Origin of the sequence: Streptomyces sp. NPDC001507, assembly GCF_042894765.1 — a bacterium.
GTDB lineage: Bacteria > Actinomycetota > Actinomycetes > Streptomycetales > Streptomycetaceae > Streptomyces.
Genome location: NZ_JBIAVV010000019.1, coordinates 21,570 through 45,878, shown reverse-complemented (window position 1 = coordinate 45,878; position 24,309 = coordinate 21,570). Strand labels below are relative to the sequence as shown.

Genomic DNA, 24,309 nt, shown 5'->3' with positions numbered 1-24,309 from the left:
CGGGAACCGTGGGAACGCAAGACACGCGACTGATCGTGATCCGGGGCAACAGTGCCTCGGGGAAGTCGTCCGTCGCGGCCGGCCTGCGCGAGGAGTTCGGCCGCAACCTCGCGATCGTCGGCCAGGACAACCTGCGCCGCATCGTGCTGCGCGAACGCGACCGGCCAGGCGGCGCCAACATCGGCCTGATCGACCTGACCACCCGCTACGCGCTCAACAACGGCTTCCACGTCGTCGTGGAGGGCATCCTGTACGCCGACCGTTACGGCACGATGCTCCAGGACCTGGTGCACGCCCACCGAGGTGTCTCACGCTGCTACTACCTCCACGTGCCCTACACCGAGACGCTGCTGCGGCACGCGACGAAACCCGATGCCGAGTACCTCAAGCACGTCACCGCTGACCACTTGCGCGACTGGTACCGGGAGAAGGACCTGCTGCCCGACGGCCTGGAGTCCGTGATCGACGCGGCAAGCACGTTGGACGACACCATCCAGCAGATCCTGCGCGAGAGCGGCCTGGACCAGGTGCTCCCGATCGACCGCTGACGCCCCTTTCGGCCCCGCGTCCGGACACACCACGAGCCCCGGAGAGTGAAGGCATCCCCGGGGCCCGGTGTATGGAGTCGTGCTGTTCAACGACAGCGCGACGTCGCCGTCACGCCTCGGGCTGTGAGGGCTCCACCTGGCGCAGGCAGTACACGCACCGGGATGCCGAGTCGACGCGTCCCATGCACCGCCGGCAGTCTCCGCGTTCACGCACCGGTCCCCGGCCGTCCGCGCAGCCGGGGCAGGTCATCACCGGCTGCCGTAAGCCGAAGCTGACCACCCACCCGTCGCCTTGGGCGGCGTCGCGCGCCAGCTGCGAGACCCCGGAGGCGGAGCGCGTGTCTTCGTCGTCGCCGGTCTCCACCGCCAGGTAGACGGCTAAGCAGTCGTCGGTGTCGCACACGACAGCGACTCCTGTAGGCATTCGATCCCCTCTCCAGCTGCAACTGCGCCCAACAAGACCATCTTGCTGACGGGAACGTCCTCCCACTGGCGTCCCCACAAAGCCGGGTCCGTGTGACTCGAATTCGAATCGGATCGTTCGAATCGGACGCGGGGAATCGAACCCCACGCGGCACTGCGCCGCAGCCGCCGGCCTCGCGCTGCCCGGCTACCGCCTGAGCTGAGCAAAGCCCCTTGGCCTCCCGCTCAGGTACCCCCGGCGTAGCCTGCTCGGGAGCACGAGCCGTGACGATGAGCCTGGTTCGGCTTTGCACGCTGCGGGGAGAGGGAACCGGGTATGAACAACGGGCAGACGGACACGGCCGTACTGGTGGCGATGCTCAGCGAGCGCGCTGCCGTGAACGTCCGGATGGCACTGGTCGCGGATGCACAACAGTGGCAACTGCACCACGGCCAGGTCACCTTGGACGACGACACCCCGGTTAAGGAACGGGCCTGGCGCTACAGCACGGCGAGTTTCCTGGAACTGCGCCTGCCCGGCCCGACGGTCGCCGCGCTGCTGCGGGGCAACGACCAGGACATCCACGGCCTCCACGTCGTCGTCCCTGGGCCGCCGCCCTCCAGCGCCTCCATCTCTCGGCTGCGTGGCCAGCAAGAGCGAGACCGGGTTACCACGCCGTGGCCGCGCACTGAGTGGACCATCAACCGGGACGCCAACACGCCCCAGCCCAGCCACGACCTGCTGGTCGGGGACGGCCCTTCTTTCCTGAACCTCGACCAGGCCCTCAGCGCCTTCCTGCACCAGCGCCGCCACGACAGCAACGCGGGCCGCTCGGACCTGTGGCGCATCGTTCTGCCGCAGCGTGCGGGCTGGCTCTCGCAGATCACCATCCGGCCCGACCTGCTGACAGCCGTCGTCGACGGCGAGGCCCTGGACGGCGCGGTACTCGAGCTGAGCTGGGCGGCGGGCAACGAGCTCCAGCCCGTCTACGGCGCCGGCGCCTATCGCTTCGCGTTGCCCAACGGACTCGCGCACGACAGCCTGCTGATGCTCCGCCGCGACGATCAGTGGCTGGACTGGCGTCACTTCGCGGCTCCCTCGTACGGGCGCGCCCGCGATGCCTCGGTCGTCTGGGAGCAGCCCGGCCCGGAGCTAGAGCTTCTCCTGGCGAACGGAGAGGGAAAGCACCTGGAGTGCAAACAGGAGGTCCCGGAGGGCGACTCGCGGAAGAAGATGCTCAAGACCATCGCCGCCTTCGCATCGCAGGACGGCGGCACCGTCCTGATCGGTGTCCGCGACGACCTGCAGATCGTGGGCCTGCCCGAGAAGCCCACCGTCGACAAGCAGGAACTCCAGGTCGTCGGCATGATCCGGGACAGCGTGGAACCAGCGCCGCCGTACGCGTCACGCGTGATTGACCATGACGGCAAGAAGGTCCTCGCGATCGAGGTCTCCGGCGGGGGCCAGATGTACGCCTACCGCGACCGTGACTCACAGCGTCCGGAGTTCTACGTCCGCGTCGGCCCGAACACGGTGCCCGCACGTCACCCCGAGATCGCCGCCGGATTCCGACAGGCTCCACCCGCCACAAGGTTCTGAGGGTCGCCACATTGGCGACCGCGGGCGATGCGGTCGAAGATCAGGATGCTGGGGCGGGTATGGCTCTTGACGATGCTTGGACAACGGACAGATCGTGGCTGTTCGCGCCGATGGTTCACCCGGCGGAAGAGGGGCTTCTGTATGTCCATCTGGCGATACCACGTGCATCCCGACGGCTCGTTCCACCGGCTCGGCAACTGGGACGGCCGGTACGACGGATACACCCAAGAAGAGCTCGCACGCTACTGCTCCTGTACCCCGCCCAGCTCGGAGCGCTGGCCCTGCTCGCGATGCCGGGGTGATCTTACCCTGTACTGGTGCAGCCCGTTTGGGCCCGGCAAGCCGTGTCCGACCACCCCGCGCTGAGATCGCGGCGCAGACGGCCCTGCGCTGGAGACGGAGGTAGGTACCCACGGCGTCGGTGTCGGCGCTCTGCTGTAGCACCGAAACTGAGGCGGAACCCAAATCGCGTCGCCGAAGCCAGAACGACAGACCGCTGGCCGGTACCGCGGTGGGCGCCCCTCTCGGTACCGGATCGGTCGTTGACCGGGCCAGGCGGCGGCGCGTGAACCGCTCGGAGTCTGCACCGGTCCCGGAGCGGTTCAGCGGCCTATTGCGTGCGGCGTTCTACTTGAACCAGTAGCGGACGCCGTGGTGGTGGGAGCAGGTGCCCTGGGAGTGCCGCGAGTAGGACAGCGTGGCGTCCTTGCACTTGGCGGTCTCGTACTTGTCCTTGGGCTTTTGGTGGTGCGTCCAGCCGCACAGTCCGGTGGTGTGGCTGATGCAGTGGTGCGCGGTGTTGGTCGACGGCAGTGTCGCCGCGGAGGCAGCTGGTGCGCTGAAGAAGACACCAGCCACGGCAACGGCCACGGCTGAGACGGCAAGACGAGCGCGCAAAGGGACCCCCCCTTTTTGAAGCGGAACAAGTGCAGAGGGACTCTATACGCGCTTCAACCGCTTACGGACCCTTTTGGGGAGCCGGAGACGACGTTGGTCCCCACAGCCGCGCCGATCCCTGGTCCTGTCAGGGTGGTGGCCTGGGCTGCCAGCGGGCGATGACGTTGCGGGAGGCGTGGTCCTCGGGGTCCTTGGCCGGGCCGCCCACAGCGGCATCATGTGTTCACGTTTGAAAGCTGTGTATCTCTTGTATCCCGCCGGCTTTCACTTTGCGCTTTCTTTCACTTCTCCCGGGTTGCATACAGGCCACAGCTCATCAGGCCTGGGGGTGCGAACGAAAGTGCCATGCATGGGACGATTTCCAGTCACCGAAGAGTGGCGCGGGGATGAGTCACAGGAGTCGTTTCAAGCGCTCCCGTCCCACGTCATGGCCTTGACAATTTGCTTCACGAGGTCATCGATGGCTCGCTACTCATCTGTGGGTGACGGGATTTTCTGGGTGCAGATTTGCCGGTGCGACGCAATCATTGGCGAAACTTGGCCACTTGCCCGCATCGTGGGGTCGATCGAAGGGGAGGCGGTGGGGGCACCAGCTCCGAAGTCTTCGTTTGCCCTGTTTGATCATTCTCGGGGGTGGCTGAATCTTGTGCTTCTTTGCTGCATGGGCCATTGACCTGCGGTGATGAGTGCGGTTCTGATGAGGCGGCCGTAAGGGCGGGGTAAGAGCTCCGTGAACAGTTGGGGTGGGGGATGGGCTTTCTTTGGCATGCGCGCTTCACGGGTGGCGCGCGTAGACGTGCTGTCTCGCTGGCCGTGTCGGCCGCTTTGATGGCTGCTGTGCCGGCTCTGGCCGCGCCGACAGCGGGTGCGTACGCCGACGACGCCGCGACGACCGACCAGGTGACTCCGGAGGCGCGGGCGGACGCGGAGAAGGCGGCGCAGACGGGGGAGCAGGTCGAGGTCGTGGGCGAACGCACGCCCTACACCACGACGTTCGCCAACCCGGACGGCGTGACGTTCACGCTGAAGGACTCCGCCGTGCCAGTGCGGGCTCGCCAGGCGGACGGATCCTGGACGCAGCCGGACGCGACGCTGGAGGCGCGGTCGGACGGGACGGTCGGGCCGAAGGCATCGGTCGCCAAGATCTCCTTCTCCGGCGGTGGAAACGGTTCCGATCTGGTGAAGCTGTCCCTTGACGGGCGGTCGCTGACCGTGGGGTGGCCCGGCACGTTGCCGAAGCCGACGCTGGACGGCGACTCGGCGGTGTACGCCGACGTCCTGCCGGGCGTGGATCTGCGGATGACCGCCACCGCCGAGGGCTACCGCGAGGTGCTCGTGGTCACCTCGGCGTCAGCCGCCTCGAACCCGGACCTGAAGAAGCTCTCATTCCCGGTTAGAGCCGACGGGCTGTCCCTGCAGGACGGTGGGAGCGGCGGCCTGTCCGCGGTCGACGACGACGGCAACATCGTCTTCCGTGCTCCTGCCGCCCAGCAGTGGGACTCAGCGGGAGATGCCGCCGACACCGCGACCGCCTCCCCCGCGGCCGCTTCCCACTCGGCGTCCCAGGCTTCGTTCACGACAACGACGCAGGCCGACACTGCGGACAAGACCGCGAGTGACGACGGTGAGGCGACACCGGACCCGACCGAGGGGCCCAGCGACGGAGACTCCTCCGCCCGCCTTCCGGTCACCGCGGAACAGGACACCATCACGGTGACCCCAGATGCGTCGATGCTGAACGATGACTCCGCTGTGTTCCCGCAGTACATCGACCCGGACGTCGGCATGACGGCCTCCGAGCGGACTCTGTTGTCCTCGGACGGCGACACCTTCTACAACTTCTCCGGCGGTGACAGCGGCAAGGGCGTCGGCTACTGCGGCACCTACGTCACCGGCGGCTACGCCTACTACTGCGGCTCCGGCTACAAGAACCGCATGTACTTCGAGTTCTCGCCGGCGAAGCTGGCGGGAAAGCATGTCCTGGACGCCACGTTTGCCATCACGGAGAAGTGGTCGATGTCCTGCACCCCGTCGTGGGTGGACCTGGTGCGCACGGGCAACATCTCGTCGTCGACGAACTGGCCGGGCCCGACGGCGAACTGGGACCTGATGGTGGACCGCAACGTGTCCGCGGGACGCGGTTCGGCGTGTGATCCCAGTCAGCCGGCCGCCCCGATCGAGTTCAACGACAACCCCGCCGAGACGAACGAGAATCTCACCTCCACCCTGACGAAGTTCGCCAACGGCGACTTCTCCCGGCTCACGCTGATGCTGAAGGCGCACGACGAGACCGATCCGAACAGCTGGAAGCGGTTCGACGACGACGCCGAGATCGATGTGAAGTACGTGGGTATCCCGGCCAAGCCCACTAAGATCGGCCTGGTCGCCGGGACGACTTCTGTGTGTGAGACCAAGCAGTCGGACCCGCTGGTGGTCTCCGACCCGACGCCGGCGTTGACGGCGACCCCGCAGACCGTGGCGGGCGGTGAGTCGGGTGCGTCGCTCAAGGCGGTCTACAGCGTGGACAAGTACACGGCGAGCAGCGATACGTGGTCGACCGTCTTCGAGACCGCGCGGCCGACGAGCGGATATGTGGGCGACAACGTCTCACCGGGCAGCGTCCCCACGTCGACGCTGACCGAGGGGACGCTGTACCGGTACCGGGCGTGGACGCGGTCGTACTACAACAGCGGCGGCGACTATCTGGCCGGCCCGTCGAACGCGGCCAGCAATGCCTGGTGCTACTTCAAGGTCGACCCGACCCGTCCCAAAGCCCCGGGCATCGCGCTGTCGAGCCCCTACTCGGCGTGCGACACCAGCTCCTGCACCGCGGCGGGCGGACCGGGTACCGGCGTGACGTTCACATTCAGCCCCGCGTCCGGCGACGCCGCCACCAACACCAACTACGAGTACAAACTGACCTCTTCGGCCGCCTGGTCGTCACCAATTCCTGCCTCGAAGCCCACGGCGGCGTTCACACCGCCGACGTCGGGCACGTTCACTGTGTTCGTCCGGGCGGAGGACTCGCTGGGCTGGGGCGCCACGAACTCCGTGGACTTCTTGGTCGCGGAGGGCTCTGGCCCGATCGGGCTGTGGCACTTCGACGAGGCGAGCGGTGCCGCGCTCGACACGTCGACGACGGTTGCGGCGGAGCAGGACAACGCAACTCTCTCTTCCTCCGGCGCCTCCCGGGACGCGCGAGGCCGACGCGGCGTGCTCACCCATGACGCGACAGGCGCGGAACTGGCCACCCCTGAGACGGACACGAGCCTGACCGTGGACGGATCGGCAGGCTATGCGGCCACCTCGGGGGCCGTCGTGGAGTCACGTTCCTCCTACACCGTTGAGGCATGGGCCCGTATGGCCGGCACCCCGACGCACAACGAAGTGGTGCTCTCCCAGACGGGCAGCGGCAGCACCCAGCCTGGTTTCGCGATCTACTACTCCACCGGCTACGGTAAGTGGGTCTTCAACTGGCACTGGACCGACTCAGCCGGCACCGCGCACTTCGTGCGATCGCTCGCAGACACAGCCTCCCCGCCGGTCAAGGTCTGGACGCACCTGGCCGGTGTGTACGACACGAAGGCGGACACGATCCAGCTGTACGTCAACGGCAAGGCTCAGGGCAGTCCGCAGGCCCTGCCGAGCGGGGAGCCGGAAGCCGACACCGGACCGCTGGAGTTCGGCCGCGGCAACGGCAGTACCGCGGGAACGTTCACCGACTACTTCAACGGGCAGATCGACGAGGCCACCGTCTGGCAGCGGGCTTTGTCGCCGGCAGCGCTGTCCACCGAGGCGCAGCTGAAGACCAACGACAGCTACGCAGCTGCCGAACTGGTGGCGGCCTGGGACCCGTCCGCGGCGACCGGCACTACCCTCGCCGACACCACCTCCGGATACGGTCCGTCCCTGACCCTGTCGGGCGGCGCGTCGCTGGACGGAACGGGAATCGTCCTGGACGGCACTGACGACGCCGCGACCGCACCGGGGCCGCTGGTGGACGACACCGGGTCGTTCACCGTGACCACCGCGGTCCAGCTGAACAGCGCCGCGCTCGCGGCGAAGCCGACCGGCTACATGGGGCAGGTCCTCGGCCAGCGCAGCGCGGACGGCTCCGCCTGGGGCCTGTGGTACGAGATGACCGGCACCGACAACGACCCCGAAACCGGTGCCACCGTCCCCGTCGGGTTCTGGCACTTCGGCCGTCTCAACACCGACGGCAGCTTCACCGGAGTGGTCTCCGACTACACGGCCGACCTGGGGAGCGCGGTACGCCTGACCGGTGTGTTCGATGCCCAGGCCGGCACGACCGGCACGGTCAGCCTCTACGTCGGCGATGCGCAAAACGGGGACGACACTGCCTACACGGCAACACCGGGCACCGGCGACTTCGCGGTCGGCAAGGCATACGTGAACTCCGCCTGGGGCCACTACCTGCCCGCGACGGTCAGCGACATCCGGGTCTGGGCCGGTGCGATGGCCAGCCAGGAGCAGATCGTCGAAACAGTCGGGGACTGACACCCCCACCGCCGGTGGCGAGGCAGCAGATGCAGCCTCGCCACCGGCAAATCCCGAACGTCCTTTGCTGATGACTTCTCACGTGTAAGGGGTTGTTGCCGTGCGTGCCGCCAGTGATGCGAGACGCCGTAGACACCGAGTGCTCACGGTCGGCGTGACACTCGCGCTGGCCCTGGCCGGCCTGACGCCCGTGGCCGCCCACGCCTCCACAACGAAACAACTGGTTCCTGCCGTACCCGAGCAGCGTTCCGACGCCGTCAAGGCGGTCAAGGGGCTGGGGGCGAAGAAGGCACGGAGGCAGGTGGCTTCGACGAAGGCCGCCAACAAGAAGCAGGCTGAACACGCTCTCGCGGAGCAGAAGGCGACCTGGCCCAAGGCCGCCACCGACACCGCATCCCTGCCCGTCTCCGGCACCGTCAAGCTGACGGCCGGCGGACTGCCCGTGTCCGTGCACCGCAGCGCAGACGCGAAATCCGCCGCGGGCACCGTCAGCGTCCGGGTCCTCAGCCGCAAGGCCGCGACAGCCGCCGGCATCAAGGGCGTGCTGCTGACCGCAGGCGCCACCGACAACGGAGACGCCAAGCTCAACATCGACTACAGCGCCTTCGCCTCGGCCTACGGCGGCGACTGGGCCGGCCGCCTGCACCTTGTGCAACTGCCGGCCTGCGCCCTGACCACCCCGGACAAGGCGGCCTGCCGAGTCCAGACACCCCTGAACTCGCACAACAGCATCAGCAACCAGAGCGTGTCTGCCACGGTGCCACTCGGGCAGGCCGCCGCCCAGCGAAGCGACGCCCGGGCATCTCGCTCGACTGCCCGCTCGGCTCTCTTGTCCCAGACCACGGCCGCCTCAGCCACCGTCCTCGCGCTGACGGCGACGTCGGGAGAGTCGGCATCCGGTTCGGGCAACTACTCCGCCTCGCCCCTGTCGGCGTCGTCCAGCTGGCAGGCCGGTGGATCCTCGGGCGCGTTCACCTGGAACTATCCACTGTCCACTCCACCCGCGGCGGCGGGTCCGTCGCCGTCTCTCTCGCTGGACTACGACTCCGGCAGCACCGATGGCAAGACGGCGTCCACCAACAACCAGTCCACCCAGGTCGGTGAAGGCTTCGAGCTGACCGGCTCGTCGTACATCGAGCGGTCGTACGCCTCCTGCGATGACGACGGCCAGGACGGCAAGCACGACCTGTGCTGGAAGTACGACAACGCCTCGCTCGTCTTGAACGGCAAGTCCACCGAACTGGTCAAGGACGACACCACGGGAGCCTGGCACCTCAAAGACGACGACGCCTCCACCGTCACCCACTCGACCGGCGGCGACAACGACGACAACGACGGCGAGTACTGGACTGTCACCACCGGCGACGGCACCAAGTACGTGTTCGGCCTCAACAAGCTGCCCGGGGCCGACACCCAGCGGACCAACTCGGTGTGGACCGTCCCGGTCTTCGGCGACGACTCCGGCGAGCCCGGCTACGACAAGGGATCCACCTTCGCCGACCGGTCGCTCACTCAGGCCTGGCGCTGGAACCTCGACTACGTCGTCGACCTGCACGGCAACGCCATGTCGTACTGGTACACGGCCGAGACCAACTACTACCCCAAGAACGGGGCCTCGACCGCCAACACCCAGTACACCCGCGGCGGACACCTGGACAAGATCCTCTACGGCCAGCGTGTCAGCACACTGTTCACCGGCACGGCCTCGGACGAGGTGACGTTCTCCTACGACGAACGCTGCACGGCCTCGGACTGCTCCTCGCTGACCGACTCCACGTCCGATAACTGGCCGGACGTCCCGTACGACTTCATCTGTGCGAGCGTCGCCACCGACTGCAACACCAACAGCCCCTCGTTCTTCACCCGCAAGCGTCTGACCAACATCGACACCTTCGCCTGGTCGGCAACCGACAGCAAGCACATGCCCGTGGACTCATGGGCGCTGACCCAGAAGTTTCTGGACGGCCAGGACATCGGTAACACCTCCGACCAGACCCTGGTGCTCTCCTCGATCCAGCACACCGGCAAGAACGGCAGCGACATCAAGCTGGACCCGGTGACCTTCACCTACCAGCTGCGGGCGAACCGGGTGGACTCCACCTCGGACGACATCCTGCCGCTGAGCATGCCGCGGATCGCCACCGTCACCTCCGAGACCGGAGCGATCACCACGGTGACCCTCTCCGATCCGGAGTGCGTACGTGGCTCGAAGATGCCGTCGTCCGAGGACGACGACACCCTGAGCTGCTATCCCCAGTACTGGCACATCAACGGCGCCACCGAAGCCTCCCTCGACTGGTTCAACAAGTACCGGGTCACCGCCGTGCTGAGCACCGACCCGACCGGTCTGGGCGAAGGCGTCGAGAACTCCTACAGCTACGCAGACCCGGCCTGGCACTACAACTTCGACCCCCTGGTCCCCGCCGACGAGCGGACCTGGTCGGACTGGCGAGGCTACGGCAAGGTCACCACCACCACCGGCGCCGCCGGCACCACCCAGTCCAAGACCGTCAGCCTGTACATGCAGGGCATGGACGGCGACAAGCAGTCCGACGGCACCACCGTCCCCGCCACCCGGACCGGCCTAGACGTCTCCGGCTTGGACGTCGCCGACATCACCGACAGCGACCAGGACGCCGGATTCCAGCGCGAACAGGTCACCTACAACGGCGACACCCCGGTCACCGTAACGGTCAACTCTCCCTGGTCTCAGCAGACCGCCAGCCAGCAGAAGTCCTACGCCAGCATCAAGGCGTACTACGTCCGCACCGGCCAGACCTCCACCTCCACCTACCTCACCACCTCCGCCACCTGGCGCACCCGCACCACCAGCACCACCTACGACGCCTACGGCATGGCCACCCAGGTCAACGACACCGGCCAGACCGGCGTCAGCGGCGACAACACCTGCACCCGCACCTGGTACGCCCGCAACACCGCCGTCGGCCTGACCGACCTCGTCTCCCGCACCCGCGTCGTGGGCCAGGACTGCTCCGTCGCCGAAACCAGCCTGAACCTGCCAGCCGCCTCGACGTCCCGCGGCGACGTCCTCTCTGACATGGCAACGGTGTACGACAACACCTCCGCCACCACCTGGTCCGCCACCCAGACCCCGACGCTGGGCGAGGCGACTTGGACCGGACGGGCCGCCGCCTACCCGGCCGCGGCCACGAGCGGCGAACGCAATCCGACCACGTGGCAGACCGTCGCCACCACCACCTACGACGACAGCGGTGGCACCGCAGGGCTGGGCCGTGCCATGACCGTCACCGACGCGGCCGGCAACACCACCTCGACCACCTACACCCCCGCTGACTCGGGCCCGCTGACCAAGACCAAGGTCACCAACGCCAAGACCCAGTCCACCTACACCTACACCGACTACGCCTCCGGTCTGCCCACCAAGGTCTACGACGTCAACAACAAGATCACCGAGACCACCTACGACGCCCTGGGCCGCAAGACCGCGACATGGCTGCCGAACCGTTCTCACTCCGGGGGCCAGACCCCGAACTACACCTACGCCTACAGCGTCACCAACGACGCCCCGTCCTGGCAGTCCACGTCGACCCTGAAGGCCGACGGCACCACCTACACCACCATCTACTCCATCTACGACTCCCTCCTGCGGCCTCTCCAGACCCAGTCCCCGACCCCCGACGGCGGACGCCTGCTCACGGACACTCGCTACGACAGCCGGGGTCTGGCCTACGAGACCTACGCGGACGTTTTCGACTCCGCGAACCTCCCCAGCGGCACCTACGTGCGAGCCGAATACGGCGGCGCACCCAAGCAGATGGAGACCGTTTTCGACGGAGCGGGCCGGGCCACGAGCAGCAGCCTGTACGTGTACGGCGTCAAGAAGTGGTCCACGAGTACCAGCTACACAGGTGACTCGACTGCGACGACCGCCCTGGACGGCGGTTCGGCGACCCGTGCGATTACCGACATCTTCGGCAACACCGTCCAGCAGCGGACCTACTCCGGCACCGACCCCGCTGATGCGGACTACGGCGCCGGAACCGGGGCCGCCTACACGACCACCAAGTACTCGTACACCCTCGATGGCAAGCCGCAGACGGTCACCGGACCGGACGGCGCACAGTGGTCCTACGTGTACGACCTGTTCGGTAGGCAGACTTCGGCCACCGACCCGGACCTGGGTACCACGGCCACCAGCTACACGAACCTGGACCAGCTGGCCACCACCACCGACAACCGCGGCACCGAACTCCTCTACGCGTACGACGTTCTGGGCCGCAAGATCGACGAGTGGCAGACGTCGCAGACGGACGCGAACAAGCTGGCGCACTGGGACTACGACACCACGGCCAAGGGCCAGCTTTACGACTCGATCAGCTACGTCGGCGGCAACGTCAGCACTGGCAGCGCCTACACCCGCAAGGTCACCGCCTACGACAACCTCTACCACGCCACCGGCACGCAGTTGATCCTGCCGTCCAGCGACCCGTTGGTCACCTCCGGCGCGGTCAGCTCGGCGACCCTGTCCGTCTCCTCGTACTACAACATCGACGGCACCCAGCAGTACTACAGCGAACCCGCGGCCGGCGGCCTCAGCAGCGAGACCGTGGACTACGAGTACAACGGCCTCGGAATGGTCACCGATGTCGGGGGCGCCACCGGCTACCTCCTGGCTTCCGACTACAACGCCCTCGGCCAAGTCAACCAGTACACCCTGGGCACCTCTACGGCCTCCACCGCCAAGAAGGCGTACGTCACCAATACCTACGAGGAAGGCACCGACCGGCTCAAACGCAGCCTCACCACCGACGCCACCCGCAGCGTCCAGGACCTGAACTTCGCCTACGACCAGGCCGGCGACGTCACCTCCACCTTCGACACCGCCAACCTTTCCGGCACCGGCGCGACCGACTACCAGTGCTTCAGCTACGACGGCTACCAGCGGCTCACCGACGCATGGACCCCGTCCACCGCCTCCTGCGCCACCAGCGGCCGCACCACCACCAACCTCGGCGGAGCCTCCCCCTACTGGACCACGTACGCCTACACCAGCAGCGGCCTGCGCACCACGGAGACCACACACGCCAGCGCCGGCAACACCACCCGCACCTACTGCTACAACACGACCAACAAACCCCATCGCCTCACCGCGATCATCACCGCGGCCTCCTGCACCGGGGTCGCCGCCACCTACGGCTACGACAACATCGGTGACACGACCACCCGTCCCAACGGCACCGACACCCAGTCCCTGACCTGGAACGCCACCGGCGACCTCGACACCGTCACCGAGAAGTCCAACGCCGGCACCACCAAGAGCACGGTCAATCACATCTACGACGCCGACGGCAACCTCCTCATCCGCCGCAACAGCGGCGGCGAGACCACCCTCTACCTCGGCAGCACCGAGGTCCACCTCGACACCTCGACCTCAACCGCCAAGTACTGGGCACAGCGCTACTACAACGCCGACGGCACCGCGATCGCCCTGCGCACCAACAAGACCGGCACCCAGACCCTCACCTACCTCTCCGGCGACCCCCACGGCACCTCCACACTCGGCCTCGACGCCACCACCCAGGCCGTCACCAAGCGCTACCTGACCCCGTTCGGAGCCACACGCTCAGGCGGCACCGGCACCTGGGCCGACGACAAAGCCTTCCTCGGCAAAACGACCGACCCCACCACCAGCCTCACCTACATCGGTGCCCGCGAATACGACTCCACCACCGGCCGATTCCTCAGCATCGACCCCATCCTCGACACCGGCGACGCCCAATCCCTCAACGGCTACACCTACGCTGACAACAACCCCGTCACCCTCAGCGACCCAGCAGGTACAGAAATCGGGTCGAAGCCGAACTCCTGCCAGTACGACATCTCGTTCTGCACGCCCGCCGAACTAGGCACGACCTCCCCGGCTCCTGGGGGCCAGAAGGACGGCACTGCGAGTACCACCAGCACCGGAACCCTGTACGACTCGCAGGGTTCCACGACGTCGGCCGGTGTCCCTGTCCCTGGGGCGGTTCCCTACTACGACCCGACATGGGCGAGCGATCCGGAGGTGATGAATTGGGCGAACATCGCTGGTCACGGGTTGGGAAACTTCTTCTTCGGCATCGGCCTGCCCTTTACCAACCTTCTGGACATCACGAGCGCCCTGTATACGCCCGCCTGTGCGCTGGAGGGGCAGTGCCTGACTGACCGGTACAAGGCCTGGGGCAAGGACCACGGCCTGCATCCCGACTCCAACGCGGCTGGTCTCGGGGCAGCAGTCGGTAGCCTCGGGACAGGCGGCGGCAAGGGGGCAACCGCTCCTGAGGAAGTCCCGATGAAGCCGGGGTATAAATCGGCTCCGTTCAACCCGGAGGATCCATACTCTCCCGAGTCGGTGGAGGGGCGGCGAGACTACAACAAGGAGCTCTACAAGCGCTCGAACACGGACCGTGCCGCCGACCTGGGCTACAACAAGGTCATCAAGGCGAACAGGGCGCCATTCCACTCACATGGCCAGGACGTGTACTTCAACGGCAAGAATTACATCACGCCGGACGTCGACGGGCACAATGTCTCAGACGGCTGGAAGATGTTTAACCGACAAGGGCGGCGGATCGGTACGTATGACCCAGATCTCAACTACCTCAAGCCATGAGAGTTTCGCGATCGAGTTGGTGTCGGCAGGCGCTGGCAGGATCGTCGTCGGTGACTTCACCGAGACCTTTCCTGTAGACCTCACGTTCTGGGATCCAGAGCACTACGAGAAGAGCTGGGCGAGTGCACTGCGCCGAGTAGAGGAGGCGAACGTGACCACTTCCTGTCTCGTCTCCTCCATCACAGACCCCAAGACGGCCAACTTCGTGTTCTGCTGGCCTCTCTATCGGATACACGACGACATTTTTGTGCAGAATTTCCTGATCATTCTCAATGATCTGGACCATGCTTTTGACCCGGAAAATCCCTGGTTTTCAGTCGGCCCCCGAGAGGTCGTCGACGAGGAAGGAAACAACATCTCGGAATGGCGCGTTGATGTAGCGACCGTACGGAGATTCCGAGAGGTATCGGGATGGACCTGAGTCGGCGGCGGGCTGCGGGCAGGCCTAGAGTTTGCCCAGATGAGGCACCGTCTCCTGCGGTGCTGGCTGGGGTTAGAGCTGAGATGCAGAGCCGTAGGCTGACGTCTAACGGAAACTATGGCATCAGAGGCGTGCTCGATGCTGGCTGAAGCCTTAGGGTCGCCCATCTAATTCCTTGAGGAATCCGCTCCCTTGTCATACGGGCTGCCCGCACCTCGTCAGGTGCGGGCAGCCCGTAATATGCGTCATGGAGGTTCCCGCTTAGAATGCTGGGGAGCCATGTTTGATATCACCTTCCATTGAAGAGACGGTAATGTCGAAGTCACTGGCTATCCTCTCGAGTATCCGGAAAATTGGGTAAGATTCAGAGAGTATGCAGGAAATTTGCTGACTCCGGAAGTTCAAGGCCCGAGCCATTACTGCAAGCATCCTTTCAGGTGTTCGAATCACCTGGTGAATGATCAATTTGGCGGGCAGGGGAGTCGCGTCCGGGTCTAGTCGTGCGGTGAGATCGTACCGTAACTTTTCTCTCATTTTATTGCAGCGCTCATTATTCCGCTTCTGACTGGATGCTGTGTATCGACAAATTACGAAAAGTATCCGGGGGTCACTTCGTTTCGACCGCACCCCTTGTTGGTGTATGAGGGTCAAGATCCGCCGTCCTGGAGTTGCACGGAGGCCCACACCGGCCGGCCGTGAGCGGCGCGCCGGGCCGCACACGCCCGGCATCCGAACGCCACCGGCCCCGCCCGCCACCTCGCCCGCCCCACCCCAAGATCATCATGCCCGTTCAGCTGGTTCAGTGCTTGCGGGCCGGCCTGCCACGACGGCAGCGCCCGGGCCAGATGCGCTGCCGGCACCCGGCACCCCCGGCCAGCTGCTGCTGGGCGGTGGTGTCGAGCAGCACCTCGCCGTCCGGACGCTCTCGGTTTTCTCGCCGTACCGGGATGGGCCAGCGCCACCATTCGGCCAGATCGGTCACCTGAAGCCGGTAGGCGGCCGCCACCCGGTGCACAAACGACCACGTCGTCTCACCCGCCGCGGGCACCACCCGCATCACCGCCTCCACCCCAACCGCCCCCCGCGACCCCGTAACGCCCGCCATCCGCTCGTAGCCGCCAGGTGCGCCGATGCACAGGGAAACGAGCACAGGTGCCGCCCGGTAGCGGCAGCCCTCGCCGGCACCGCGGCCGCCACCACATCGGCCAGGGCGACACTCGGAACCACCGGCGGCTCGGATCGCACCCGGACACGCCCTGCGCAGCGACCTCATACCGAAGAGCCCGGCCCGCTCGACGGCGCGGTCCACCGGCGGTCCCCCACGACGTACGTCCTGGCCCGCCCACCCGGGTTCGGCGAGGCGGCCTGGACCGGCACCGCGGCCTCCCGGGCCGCGAAGTCGCCGTGCGTGTCGTGACGTCAGGCGGGCCCGTAGTGCCCGGCCCGCTGCTCCATGGTGCGCAGCGCCGGGCGGCGCCGTCTCAGGCCACCCCTGGGACGGCCGTTCCCGACGGCCTCGGGGGCCCCTATCTGTTTCGTCAAGCCGGGTGAGGATGGTCGGCATGACGGATCGGGATCGGTTGGGGCGGACCGCGGTGCACTATGCGGCTGGTGGCGGGGATGTGGACGGCCTGAGCGCGCTGTTGGCTGAGGGCGCTGACCCGGGGGCTGTCGACGCCGAGGGTTGGGCTCCGCTGCATTTTGCTGCTCAGGCGCAGGTGCCTGCGGCTGTCGAAGTCCTGCTGGCCGCGGGGGCGGCGGTCGATGTCATGGACCGTCATGGCAATACGCCGTTGTGGAGGGCGGTGTTCTGTTCGCGGGGCGAAGGCGGGACGATTCGGCGCCTGTTGGAAGCTGGTGCTGACCCTGACAGGGACAACGTTCATGGCGTGAGCCCGAGGGCACTGGCGGGGCGGATTGCCAACTATGACGTTGCTGTTCACCTTCCGGCTGGGGACGACACTTCCTCCTAGACGCCGAGTGCCGTGGCTGGCTGGGGTGCGTAGAAGGTTCCGTCGCGGAGCATGGCGAAGAGGACGTCGGCCCGGCGTCGGGCGAGGCAGAGCAGGGCCTGGGTGTGGTGTTTGCCCTGGGTGATCTTCTTGTCGTAGTAGGCCCGGGAGGCCGGGTCGCCCAGAGCGGCGAATGCGGAGAGGAAGAAGGCCCGTTTGAGCTGCTTGTTTCCTCGTCTGGAGGGCTGTTCGCCTCGGATCGAGGAGCCTGAGCTCCGGGTCGCCGGGGCGAGGCCGGCGTAGGCGGCGAGGTGGCCGGCGGTCGGGAAGGTGCTGCCGTCGCCGACCTCGATCAGGATCCGGGCTCCGGTCCTGACGCCGATCCCTGGCATCGACGTCAGGACCTTCGCAAGAGGGTGGTCCTCCAGCAGTTCCTCGATCCGCCCGGCCAGCAGCGTGCGCTGGTCAAGTACGGCCGTCAACGAGGCGGCCAGGCTCGGGACAATCAGCGCGGCTGCTTCGGTCCCCGGAACGGTCACGGTCTGCTCGTCCAACGCCGCGAAGATCTCGTCGACAAGCCTCTCGGCCATCCTCGGCGCCTTTGGCCGCAGCAGGGTGACCAGCCGCCGACGGCCGGCCTTGCGGATCTGGGCCGGAGATCCGAACCGTTCCAGCAGCGTGAGGACGGCTGGGTGCTGCAACCGCGGTCCCAGCACCCGTTCCAGCGAGGGGTGGATCTGGGTCAGCAGGCCGTGCATCCGGTTGGCGACCCTGGTTGCCTCGCCGGCCAAGTCGTCGTCGAAGCCCACGATCATCTCCAGCTCGGCGATGGTCTCGTCCTCGCCGTCGATCGCCCGCAGCGTGTGGGGCATCGCGCGAGCGGCGTCGGCGATGATGAATGCGTCTCTCGCATCAGTCTTGGCTTCGCCGGGGTAGAGGTCGGCGATCCGCCGCATCGTCAGCCCGGGCAGGTAGGCGACCGGGCAGCCCATGTCCCTCGCCACCGCCAGTGGCAGGGCGCCGATCGAGGCCGGCTGGTCAACGACGACCAGCACCGTTCCGTGCTTGGCCTGGAGCTTCGCGAACAGCTCGCGGAGCTTGGGTTCGGTGTTGGGCAGGCGCTTGTCGAACGCCTTCTTCCCGGCCGGGGTGACGGCGGTGGCGTGGTGTTTGCCCTTGCCGACGTCCAGGCCGAGGAAGACGTCGATGTCGCCGGTGTCGATCACGTGCAGGCCCCTCCATCACGCTCTCGTCCGGCCTTGCCAGGGCACCGAGCTGCCGCATCCACGTTACGGAGAGCTCTTCCGGCCTGTGAAGCCGGTGCTCAAGCCCCTCATCAGCGGTCCGTCGATGCCTCCGGACCCGGTGACACCACCCCCCGGATCATCAACAACAGGAGGGGGAAGTCATGCCGGACCCGAAGGCCGGAGGCCCCATTGCGGAGCCGATGAAGACGGTAACGGGGGGGGACCAGGCCCTCTGGCGAGCCCCCGCGAGCAGGCATCTGGGCCAGTGGAGGTGCGAGCCACCAGCTCATTGATCTCGCCTGTCCGGCAGTCTCAGAAGTCGCCAAGTGGCAGCGACGGACGAGTGGCCTGGTGACGGCGATGCCAGCAGGACCAGTTCAGCGCGTGGCGGGTGTGCCGCAGATGCGTAAGCGAGAGATCAGAGATAACTGCCATGAGCCGCCGCTCATCCACCACTTCGCTCTCTCAGTCGCAACACGACCTGAGGCAACACAGAGTGTGTCTACAGCATCTCCGGTGTGTCACCGCTGACCAGATTTTGAGCACGGTCGGCCGAAGACGTAGACGTCCATGTCGGCGCAGAGGAGGAGGCGCCCGTCGGGCATGAACTCCAAGGCCGTGACAGGGGCGTCGCCGGGCACGGTAAACGTGTCGGAGGCGGCGTCGCGGAACGGCGGCGGCCAGGCGCCGCCGGGCGTCTCCCAGACCGTCACCCGCCCGGCGGAGTCGCCCGTCGCCAGCAGCAGGCGTCCGTCGACGACGCGCCCTGCGAGCGACACCATCCGGCCCCGCCAGGCACCGGCGGTCGCTGCCTCGTGCGACGCCCCGAGAGGTGTCGCACGAGGCACGGGCCCAGACTCGACGGCCACCTGCGTACCGTTCCCCTTCGCATTCCCGCCACTTCGGTCAGACCTGGACGGCTGGCCGTGACCGGTCGCGCCGCGGTTCCATCGCGCGAGGATGACGGCGTTGACGCCGTCCCACGCCCGGATCGTTCCGTCGTCGTAGGCGATGACGGCGACGGGGCGCCCCTGTACGCGAACGCAGACGACCTTCGACGCCTGCCATCTCCTCTGCAAGTGATGTCTCGTGAAGCCGATGCCGCCATGACTCCAGAGCACCACCGAGCCGTTCGCCAGGGCGGCGGCGATGGCGAGGTCGCCGTCCGCGGGCGCACAGGCGAGCGCGGTCACCCGGCTGGCGCATTTCTCCAGCCGATGCAGCGTGACACCGCTGACCAGGTCCCACACCTCGACACGGTGGGTGTAATCGGCGGTGACAGCGACCGGGCGGCCCTCTAGGTAGCCGATAGCCGCCGCTACGGTCCAGCGCGGCCACCGCCATTCCATCGCCATGCCAGTCACGAGGTCCCACACTTTCACCGGGCGGTTGGCGGACCGGGTCACGGCGAGCAGCCGGCCGTCGACCACGGCTGCGACGACGCCGGTCAATGCCGAGACCCCGTCGGAGACGGGAGGTAGGGCCGGCGCCCCCGTGTCCATCCGCCAGCTACGCACCGTCGTGTCACCGCCCGCGGTCACCACGCACCGCGGCAGGTGCCCGTCGCCGGCGACGGCCGCGCCGACGACGGCCCTGGTGTGGCCGTCGCCCGGCGCCCGGCGCGGCGCCGTGAGGTCGCAAACGTGGACCGATCCGTCGGCCGCTCCCAGTACAGCGGTGACGGCCTGGCCGGCGGAGACGTGCAGGTGCAGGGTGGAGAACGACGTCGGCTCGGAGGGACTCGGGGCCGTGACGGCGATCGATGGCCGCCACGCCGACGAAGAGGCGGTCAGCTCGCGGCTCTCCAGGTCGAGCAGCCGCACGGCGCCGTCCTCGCAGGCCAGGACCGCCGTGGGGCGGCCGCCCAGGTCGGTGCAGGACACCGCGACGGCCGGAGACGGCAATATCAGGGAGTCCACTTCCCGTGGCGCGCGCGGCCTGCGCAGCGACCAGACGCGCAGGGTGGCGCCGTCGGTCGTCACGGCGAGGGGAATGTTATGGACGACGGCGCAGCCGATCGAGCCGATGGCCGGTCGCCCCGGTTCCGCCGCGGTCGCCGTGAGCTTTCCGCGCAGCGGGTCCCAGACGTACAGGACGCCCTGTGGACCACCGGCGACCACGACGTCCCAGCCCCGCCGCAGGATCTCGTTGCGCGCCTTGGGGTCTGCGTCCACGGTGACCGTCGCCAGGCTGCTGGGGCTGCCGTCCGCCAGCCGGATCCTCCAAGGCAGCGCCGTCGCGTCGGCGAGGTCCCAGGCGCGCAGCTCACCGTCCGACGATGCGCTCACCACGGCCTTCTTGCCCGCCAGTTCAAGCGTGACGAAAGCGGCCGTCGGCCCGGCATCCTCGTCCAGCGGGGCGGCGGTGCGGATCCGCCCCGAGGCGAGGTCGTAAATGTGGACGGCACCTGTGTCCGTGCCGACGACCAGCAGGTCATGGCCGGCCAGTGCGGCCGCGGTCACGGCGGTGGCATTCAAGTCCGCCACGCCGGGCGGCAGTTCGATCGAACGGCCTGTCGCCATCTCCCAGCCCTGGAGGGACCCGCGGCCGGCAATGACGACGGTGTCCCGCCCGGCGAGGCCGACGCAGGTCGCCGAGTCGGCCGGCCCGCGGCCGTCGGCCAGGCGATGCACCGACAGGGTGACCGGCACGCTGCCCGCGGCAGCCCACACGGGCCGCCAACGGCTCTCCTCTATGACGGAGCTCAGGCTGGCGAGCAGCGCGGTGTGCTGAAGGCGGGCGGCGTCGCACGCCAGGACGTGCCGGCGGTCCTGCGGCGACATTTCGTGGTAAACGTCCAGATGGGCGCGGTAGACGGCGGCGGCAAGCCGCGCCCGCTCGGTCGAAAGGCCACGCAGCCACGGGACGAGTCCGGTGGGCCGAGCGTGGACGAGGAACTCGCCATCGGTGATGAGTTCGTCGAGACGCCCCGCTGCCGCGGCCTTCGCCGGCAGGTGGCGCAGGACGTACGGGTCGGCCTCGTGCCACCGCGGCGTGCCGTCGGCCGCCCGGGGCACCGTGTCCCGGAGCCGTACGTACCACCGCGTCTCGGCGTCGGGCGGCGCGTCGTTCCGTCGCAACTCGTCGGCCAGCGCCTGGTGGTAAAGCCGATAGACCGAGCGGCCGTCCTCGTCGAGGGTCTCGACCAGATACGGTCCGACGGCGTCGTCGCGCAGAAGGTGGGCCAACTGCTCGGCGATGGGCGCAACCTGGTCCGGGCGGTCGGCCGCGAGTGCCGCCCAGACCTGATGGAGGGGCATGCCGTGGCCCTCCACGTAGGCGAGCGGCAGTATGAGCGCCCTAACCTCCGCCGCCCGCTCGGGGCTCAACTGCCGCGCCAGGGCCCACCGGAAGGCTCGGCCCACCAACGCCGATGAACCGGACGCCGGATCGTGCTTCGGCAGCTCCAACGCTGAGCGCGCCGACGGAATCCCGGAGCCGGCGACGGAGCGGGCCATCAGCCGGGCAACGAGGTAGATCGCGTGTGCGGCCTGAGCGATCTCGTTGGCGGCCGAAGAGATGAGGGAGTCGGGCAGGCCGGTGCCGCTGTGAGGCCCGAGCGGCATGCGAAGGATGCGCTCGGAGTACCGCACAAGGTCCTCGGGCTCGTTCCATTCCGGAGCCGCGAGATCGACGACCCGGGCGTAGGGCGCCTTGTCCGCCACCGCGTCCGCGAGGTGGGGGCGGGTCCCGATGAGCAGCCGCAACCGGTGTGCTGCGCCCGCCAGGTCGGCCAGGAAGCGGGCTATGCGGCGCTCCTCGTCATGAGCCACGCCAGACTCGTCGAGCGCGTCGACGACGATGGTACTGATGCTGTCGAGCGCGCCCAAGCGCTCACGCAGCGCCGCCTCGGTAGGCTCGGGGCAGCCGAACGCAGCGGCGAGGGCGGAGACGATTTGCGGCAGAGCCAGGGCGCGGGCGTGTACGGCCACGGTGACAGAGCCGCTCGGCGGCAGCGTCCCGGGTGTGACGGCGTCGGTGGGAATGGCGCCGCGCGCGGCGTCGTCGGAGAGCGTGACGAGGCGGCCCAATACTGCCGACTTGCCCACACCAGGCGGACCGGTCACCACGAAGACGCGGGCGTCGCGGTCGTTCTCGCCCCGCAGCCATCCGGCCAGTCGCCTCAGGACGTTGACCCGTCCCGTGAAGTAGTGGCCGGTCTCCCCGACGGCCTGCCGGCCCGTCCCCCGAGGCGAGAAGTGCTCCACCAACTCCCGGTAGCGGCGCTGCTGTTCGGCGGCGCCGTAGCCGGACGCCGCACCGAGCCACCGCACGAAGTGCCGCTGTTCAGCGACGTCGAGGTCGCGGTCGACCATGAGAAGCTCGGGGACGTGGAAGGGGTTGGGGAAGAACCCGGTGGCAGGGTCCCCCCGCACGGTGTCGTCGCACAGCTGCGCCCAGTCCGCGTGATGGTCCACGCCGCGCCGCCGGAACTCCGCGTTGAGCGCGCCAACGAGATCCGGCAGGGAGATATGACTTGCGCGGTTGCCGAGCCAGGTCTCGTCGCCGAGCACATGCGAGAGCGCCGCGCTGAACTCGCCGTCCTTTGCTTCCTCGGTGATCCGCGCGGCGCTGAGCACGCCGAAGGACTTCAGGAAGCGGTGGTCGGCGCCCGGCGCGTGGGCGACCGCGTGCTTGGCCCGGACGGCCCAGGCCACCGCGTCGACCGCGCCCCGGCCCGCGTAGCAAGCGTCTATCACTAGCAGGATCCGCCGGACCCCTTTGAGGGCGGGGAGTTCCACGAGATGGCGGGTGCTCACGGCGCTGAGCCTGACCTCAGCTGCTCCGGGATCGGACCCCGAGCACATCAGAAAGTGTTCTTCGCCCTCCGCTTGCCCATGTCCGCTGTAGTAGAGGAGCAGGGCGTCGCCATCGTCGAAGCCTTCAGGGATCCACCGCAACAGCGGCCCCAGAACCTCCTCGGGGCGGGCCGGGTCCAGACTGCCCTCGGGGAAGACGGGCACCGGTGCGTACCCGACAGCGGCGAGTGAGCCGAGCACGCTTGGCAGGTCATCGGCAACGCCGGGCAGATCCGGCAGTTCCTCGTGCGTGTACCGCGCGGCGCCGAAAGCCAGCACATAGCGCCGCGGTGGCTCCACGTCATCCGTCATCCCGCTCGCAGGCCCTCACCAATCGCCACACCCGTCTCCCGGGCGGTCAGATGGCGCAGCAGGTCGTGGACCTTCCATCCGTTGTCCACCGGTACGTCACGCAGGACGCGCGCCGCGGCCTCAGGAGGCGCTTTCGCAGCGCCCGCAGCGTTCAAGGCGGGTGCGCCGACAGGGGCGAATAGATCGGCGAGCCGCTTGACCGAGGCCACCACGTCGTGTTGGTCGGCGAGGTTGGTCCAGCAGGCCAGGCCGTCCGGCCAGCAGCCCCGCCCGTCACGGGGCGCGGGGCGCAGCCGGTCGAAGACCAGCGAGGGCATGCCGAGCGGGGATCCCAGCGTCACCAGGGTGCGGACGGGCCACTCGGGATGGGCGCACAGGGCCTCGTACGCGACAACGGACCCCAAGGAGTGCCCGACGAGCACGGCCGTGTCCGGCCCGACGCGAGCCGCGACCGCCTCCATGGCCCGCTCGCGCACGACGTCCTCGCTGAAGTAGCGGCGCACCTGCCGCAGTACGCCGAGCAGAAAACGCTCGGCCACGGGCCCCGGAAGGAAGGGCGAGCGCAGCAGGGCGTTCATGGCCCGCTGCAGTGTCCGCGGCGTGGGCGCCTTGGTCCCGTGCTGTTCCCGCGGACTGCCTGCCGCAGCGGCCCACGCCAGGAGGAGGTCTACCTCGTAGGGATCGGTCACCTCGGCGGCGGAGCGCGGGCCGGCCTGCCCCCCCTTCGCCGCTGGGGCACGGAAGACGTCGCCGTAGAAGGCGACGTCGACGTCCTTGACGTCGGGCACCGCCCCCGGAGGGAGGTCCCCGGCCCGCTCGGCCACCTCAACGCCGTCCGCGAGGGCGGCGGCAACGGGTCCTTGGAGGCTCGAGCGCCCCAGATATTCCTGCCCCACCCCGTGGAGAACCACAACACGCGCCATCACTACCCCGTTCCGCGTTGGCCCGCGACCACGACGCGCCCCTGAGACAGCACGGT

13 protein-coding genes are annotated in these 24,309 nt (G+C 68.0%); 6 read left to right on the top strand and 7 right to left on the bottom strand.

The window, feature by feature from the left end; translation table 11 throughout:
- The first annotated feature begins 8 nt into the window (after nt 1-8).
- Complete coding sequence (locus ACFY0K_RS43535) at nt 9-548, top strand: kinase (RefSeq protein WP_390644578.1); 540 nt, start codon at nt 9-11, stop codon at nt 546-548.
- A gap of 109 nt (nt 549-657) precedes the next feature.
- Here ACFY0K_RS43535 and ACFY0K_RS43530 read toward each other — a convergent pair whose 3' ends face one another.
- Nucleotides 658-951: a hypothetical protein gene (locus ACFY0K_RS43530; RefSeq protein ID WP_390644577.1), complete on the bottom strand. Its 294-nt coding sequence runs from the start codon at nt 949-951 to the stop codon at nt 658-660.
- 336 nt (nt 952-1,287) lie between these two features.
- Between ACFY0K_RS43530 and ACFY0K_RS43525 the strand changes: the two genes are divergently transcribed.
- Nucleotides 1,288-2,550 (top strand): helix-turn-helix domain-containing protein, encoded by a 1,263-nt coding sequence (locus ACFY0K_RS43525; RefSeq protein WP_390644576.1) that lies wholly within the window; start codon nt 1,288-1,290, stop codon nt 2,548-2,550.
- Between the two features lie 627 nt (nt 2,551-3,177).
- Here the strand turns inward: ACFY0K_RS43525 and ACFY0K_RS43520 are convergent.
- Nucleotides 3,178-3,420, bottom strand: coding sequence for a DUF3761 domain-containing protein (locus ACFY0K_RS43520; RefSeq protein WP_390644575.1), 243 nt, complete (start codon nt 3,418-3,420; stop codon nt 3,178-3,180).
- Nucleotides 3,421-4,275: 855 nt separating this feature from the next.
- Between ACFY0K_RS43520 and ACFY0K_RS43515 the strand changes: the two genes are divergently transcribed.
- From ACFY0K_RS43515 to ACFY0K_RS43505, 3 genes are all read left to right on the top strand, one after another.
- Nucleotides 4,276-7,965 (top strand): LamG domain-containing protein, encoded by a 3,690-nt coding sequence (locus ACFY0K_RS43515; RefSeq protein ID WP_390644574.1) that lies wholly within the window; start codon nt 4,276-4,278, stop codon nt 7,963-7,965.
- Between the two features lie 154 nt (nt 7,966-8,119).
- Nucleotides 8,120-14,599 (top strand): RHS repeat-associated core domain-containing protein, encoded by a 6,480-nt coding sequence (locus tag ACFY0K_RS43510; protein WP_390644573.1) that lies wholly within the window; start codon nt 8,120-8,122, stop codon nt 14,597-14,599.
- Nucleotides 14,568-15,020: a hypothetical protein gene (locus tag ACFY0K_RS43505; RefSeq protein ID WP_390644572.1), complete on the top strand. Its 453-nt coding sequence runs from the start codon at nt 14,568-14,570 to the stop codon at nt 15,018-15,020. Before ACFY0K_RS43510 ends, ACFY0K_RS43505 begins: the two co-directional genes overlap by 32 nt.
- 799 nt (nt 15,021-15,819) lie before the next feature.
- Here the strand turns inward: ACFY0K_RS43505 and ACFY0K_RS43500 are convergent.
- Together ACFY0K_RS43500 and ACFY0K_RS43495 are read right to left on the bottom strand one after the other, a co-directional pair.
- Nucleotides 15,820-16,077: a hypothetical protein gene (locus ACFY0K_RS43500; RefSeq protein WP_390644571.1), complete on the bottom strand. Its 258-nt coding sequence runs from the start codon at nt 16,075-16,077 to the stop codon at nt 15,820-15,822.
- A gap of 362 nt (nt 16,078-16,439) precedes the next feature.
- A complete protein-coding gene (locus ACFY0K_RS43495) occupies nt 16,440-16,562 on the bottom strand; it encodes a hypothetical protein (RefSeq protein WP_390644570.1) in 123 nt (40 codons plus the stop codon).
- Between the two features lie 20 nt (nt 16,563-16,582).
- On the opposite strand from ACFY0K_RS43495, the gene ACFY0K_RS43490 reads away from it, so the two are divergent.
- On the top strand, nt 16,583-16,993 hold the full coding sequence (locus ACFY0K_RS43490; protein WP_390644569.1) for an ankyrin repeat domain-containing protein: 411 nt from the start codon (nt 16,583-16,585) through the stop codon (nt 16,991-16,993).
- Here the strand turns inward: ACFY0K_RS43490 and ACFY0K_RS43485 are convergent.
- The 3 genes from ACFY0K_RS43485 to ACFY0K_RS43475 all read right to left on the bottom strand — a co-directional run bounded on the left by ACFY0K_RS43485 (nt 16,990) and on the right by ACFY0K_RS43475 (nt 24,154).
- Complete coding sequence (locus tag ACFY0K_RS43485) at nt 16,990-18,198, bottom strand: IS110 family transposase (RefSeq protein ID WP_390644568.1); 1,209 nt, start codon at nt 18,196-18,198, stop codon at nt 16,990-16,992. The two genes, ACFY0K_RS43490 and ACFY0K_RS43485, sit on opposite strands and share 4 nt — an antisense overlap.
- A gap of 542 nt (nt 18,199-18,740) precedes the next feature.
- Entirely contained in the window at nt 18,741-23,330 is a 4,590-nt protein-coding gene (locus ACFY0K_RS43480) for a hypothetical protein (protein ID WP_390644567.1), read from the bottom strand.
- Complete coding sequence (locus tag ACFY0K_RS43475) at nt 23,327-24,154, bottom strand: hypothetical protein (RefSeq protein WP_390644566.1); 828 nt, start codon at nt 24,152-24,154, stop codon at nt 23,327-23,329. The genes ACFY0K_RS43480 and ACFY0K_RS43475 overlap by 4 nt, the downstream gene beginning before the upstream one ends.
- Nucleotides 24,155-24,309 lie beyond the last annotated feature (155 nt).

Excerpts from the sequence above, each read along its gene's own strand:
- ACFY0K_RS43525 (WP_390644576.1), top strand. The coding sequence starts at position 1,288 with ATGAACAACGGGCAGACGGACACGGCCGTACTGGTGGCGATGCTCAGC.
- ACFY0K_RS43515 (WP_390644574.1), top strand. The coding sequence starts at position 4,276 with ATGGCTGCTGTGCCGGCTCTGGCCGCGCCGACAGCGGGTGCGTACGCC.
- ACFY0K_RS43505 (WP_390644572.1), top strand. The coding sequence starts at position 14,568 with ATGACCCAGATCTCAACTACCTCAAGCCATGAGAGTTTCGCGATCGAG.
- ACFY0K_RS43500 (WP_390644571.1), bottom strand. The coding sequence starts at position 16,077 with ATGCGGGTGGTGCCCGCGGCGGGTGAGACGACGTGGTCGTTTGTGCAC.
- ACFY0K_RS43490 (WP_390644569.1), top strand. The coding sequence starts at position 16,583 with ATGACGGATCGGGATCGGTTGGGGCGGACCGCGGTGCACTATGCGGCT.
- ACFY0K_RS43480 (WP_390644567.1), bottom strand. The coding sequence starts at position 23,330 with ATGACGGATGACGTGGAGCCACCGCGGCGCTATGTGCTGGCTTTCGGC.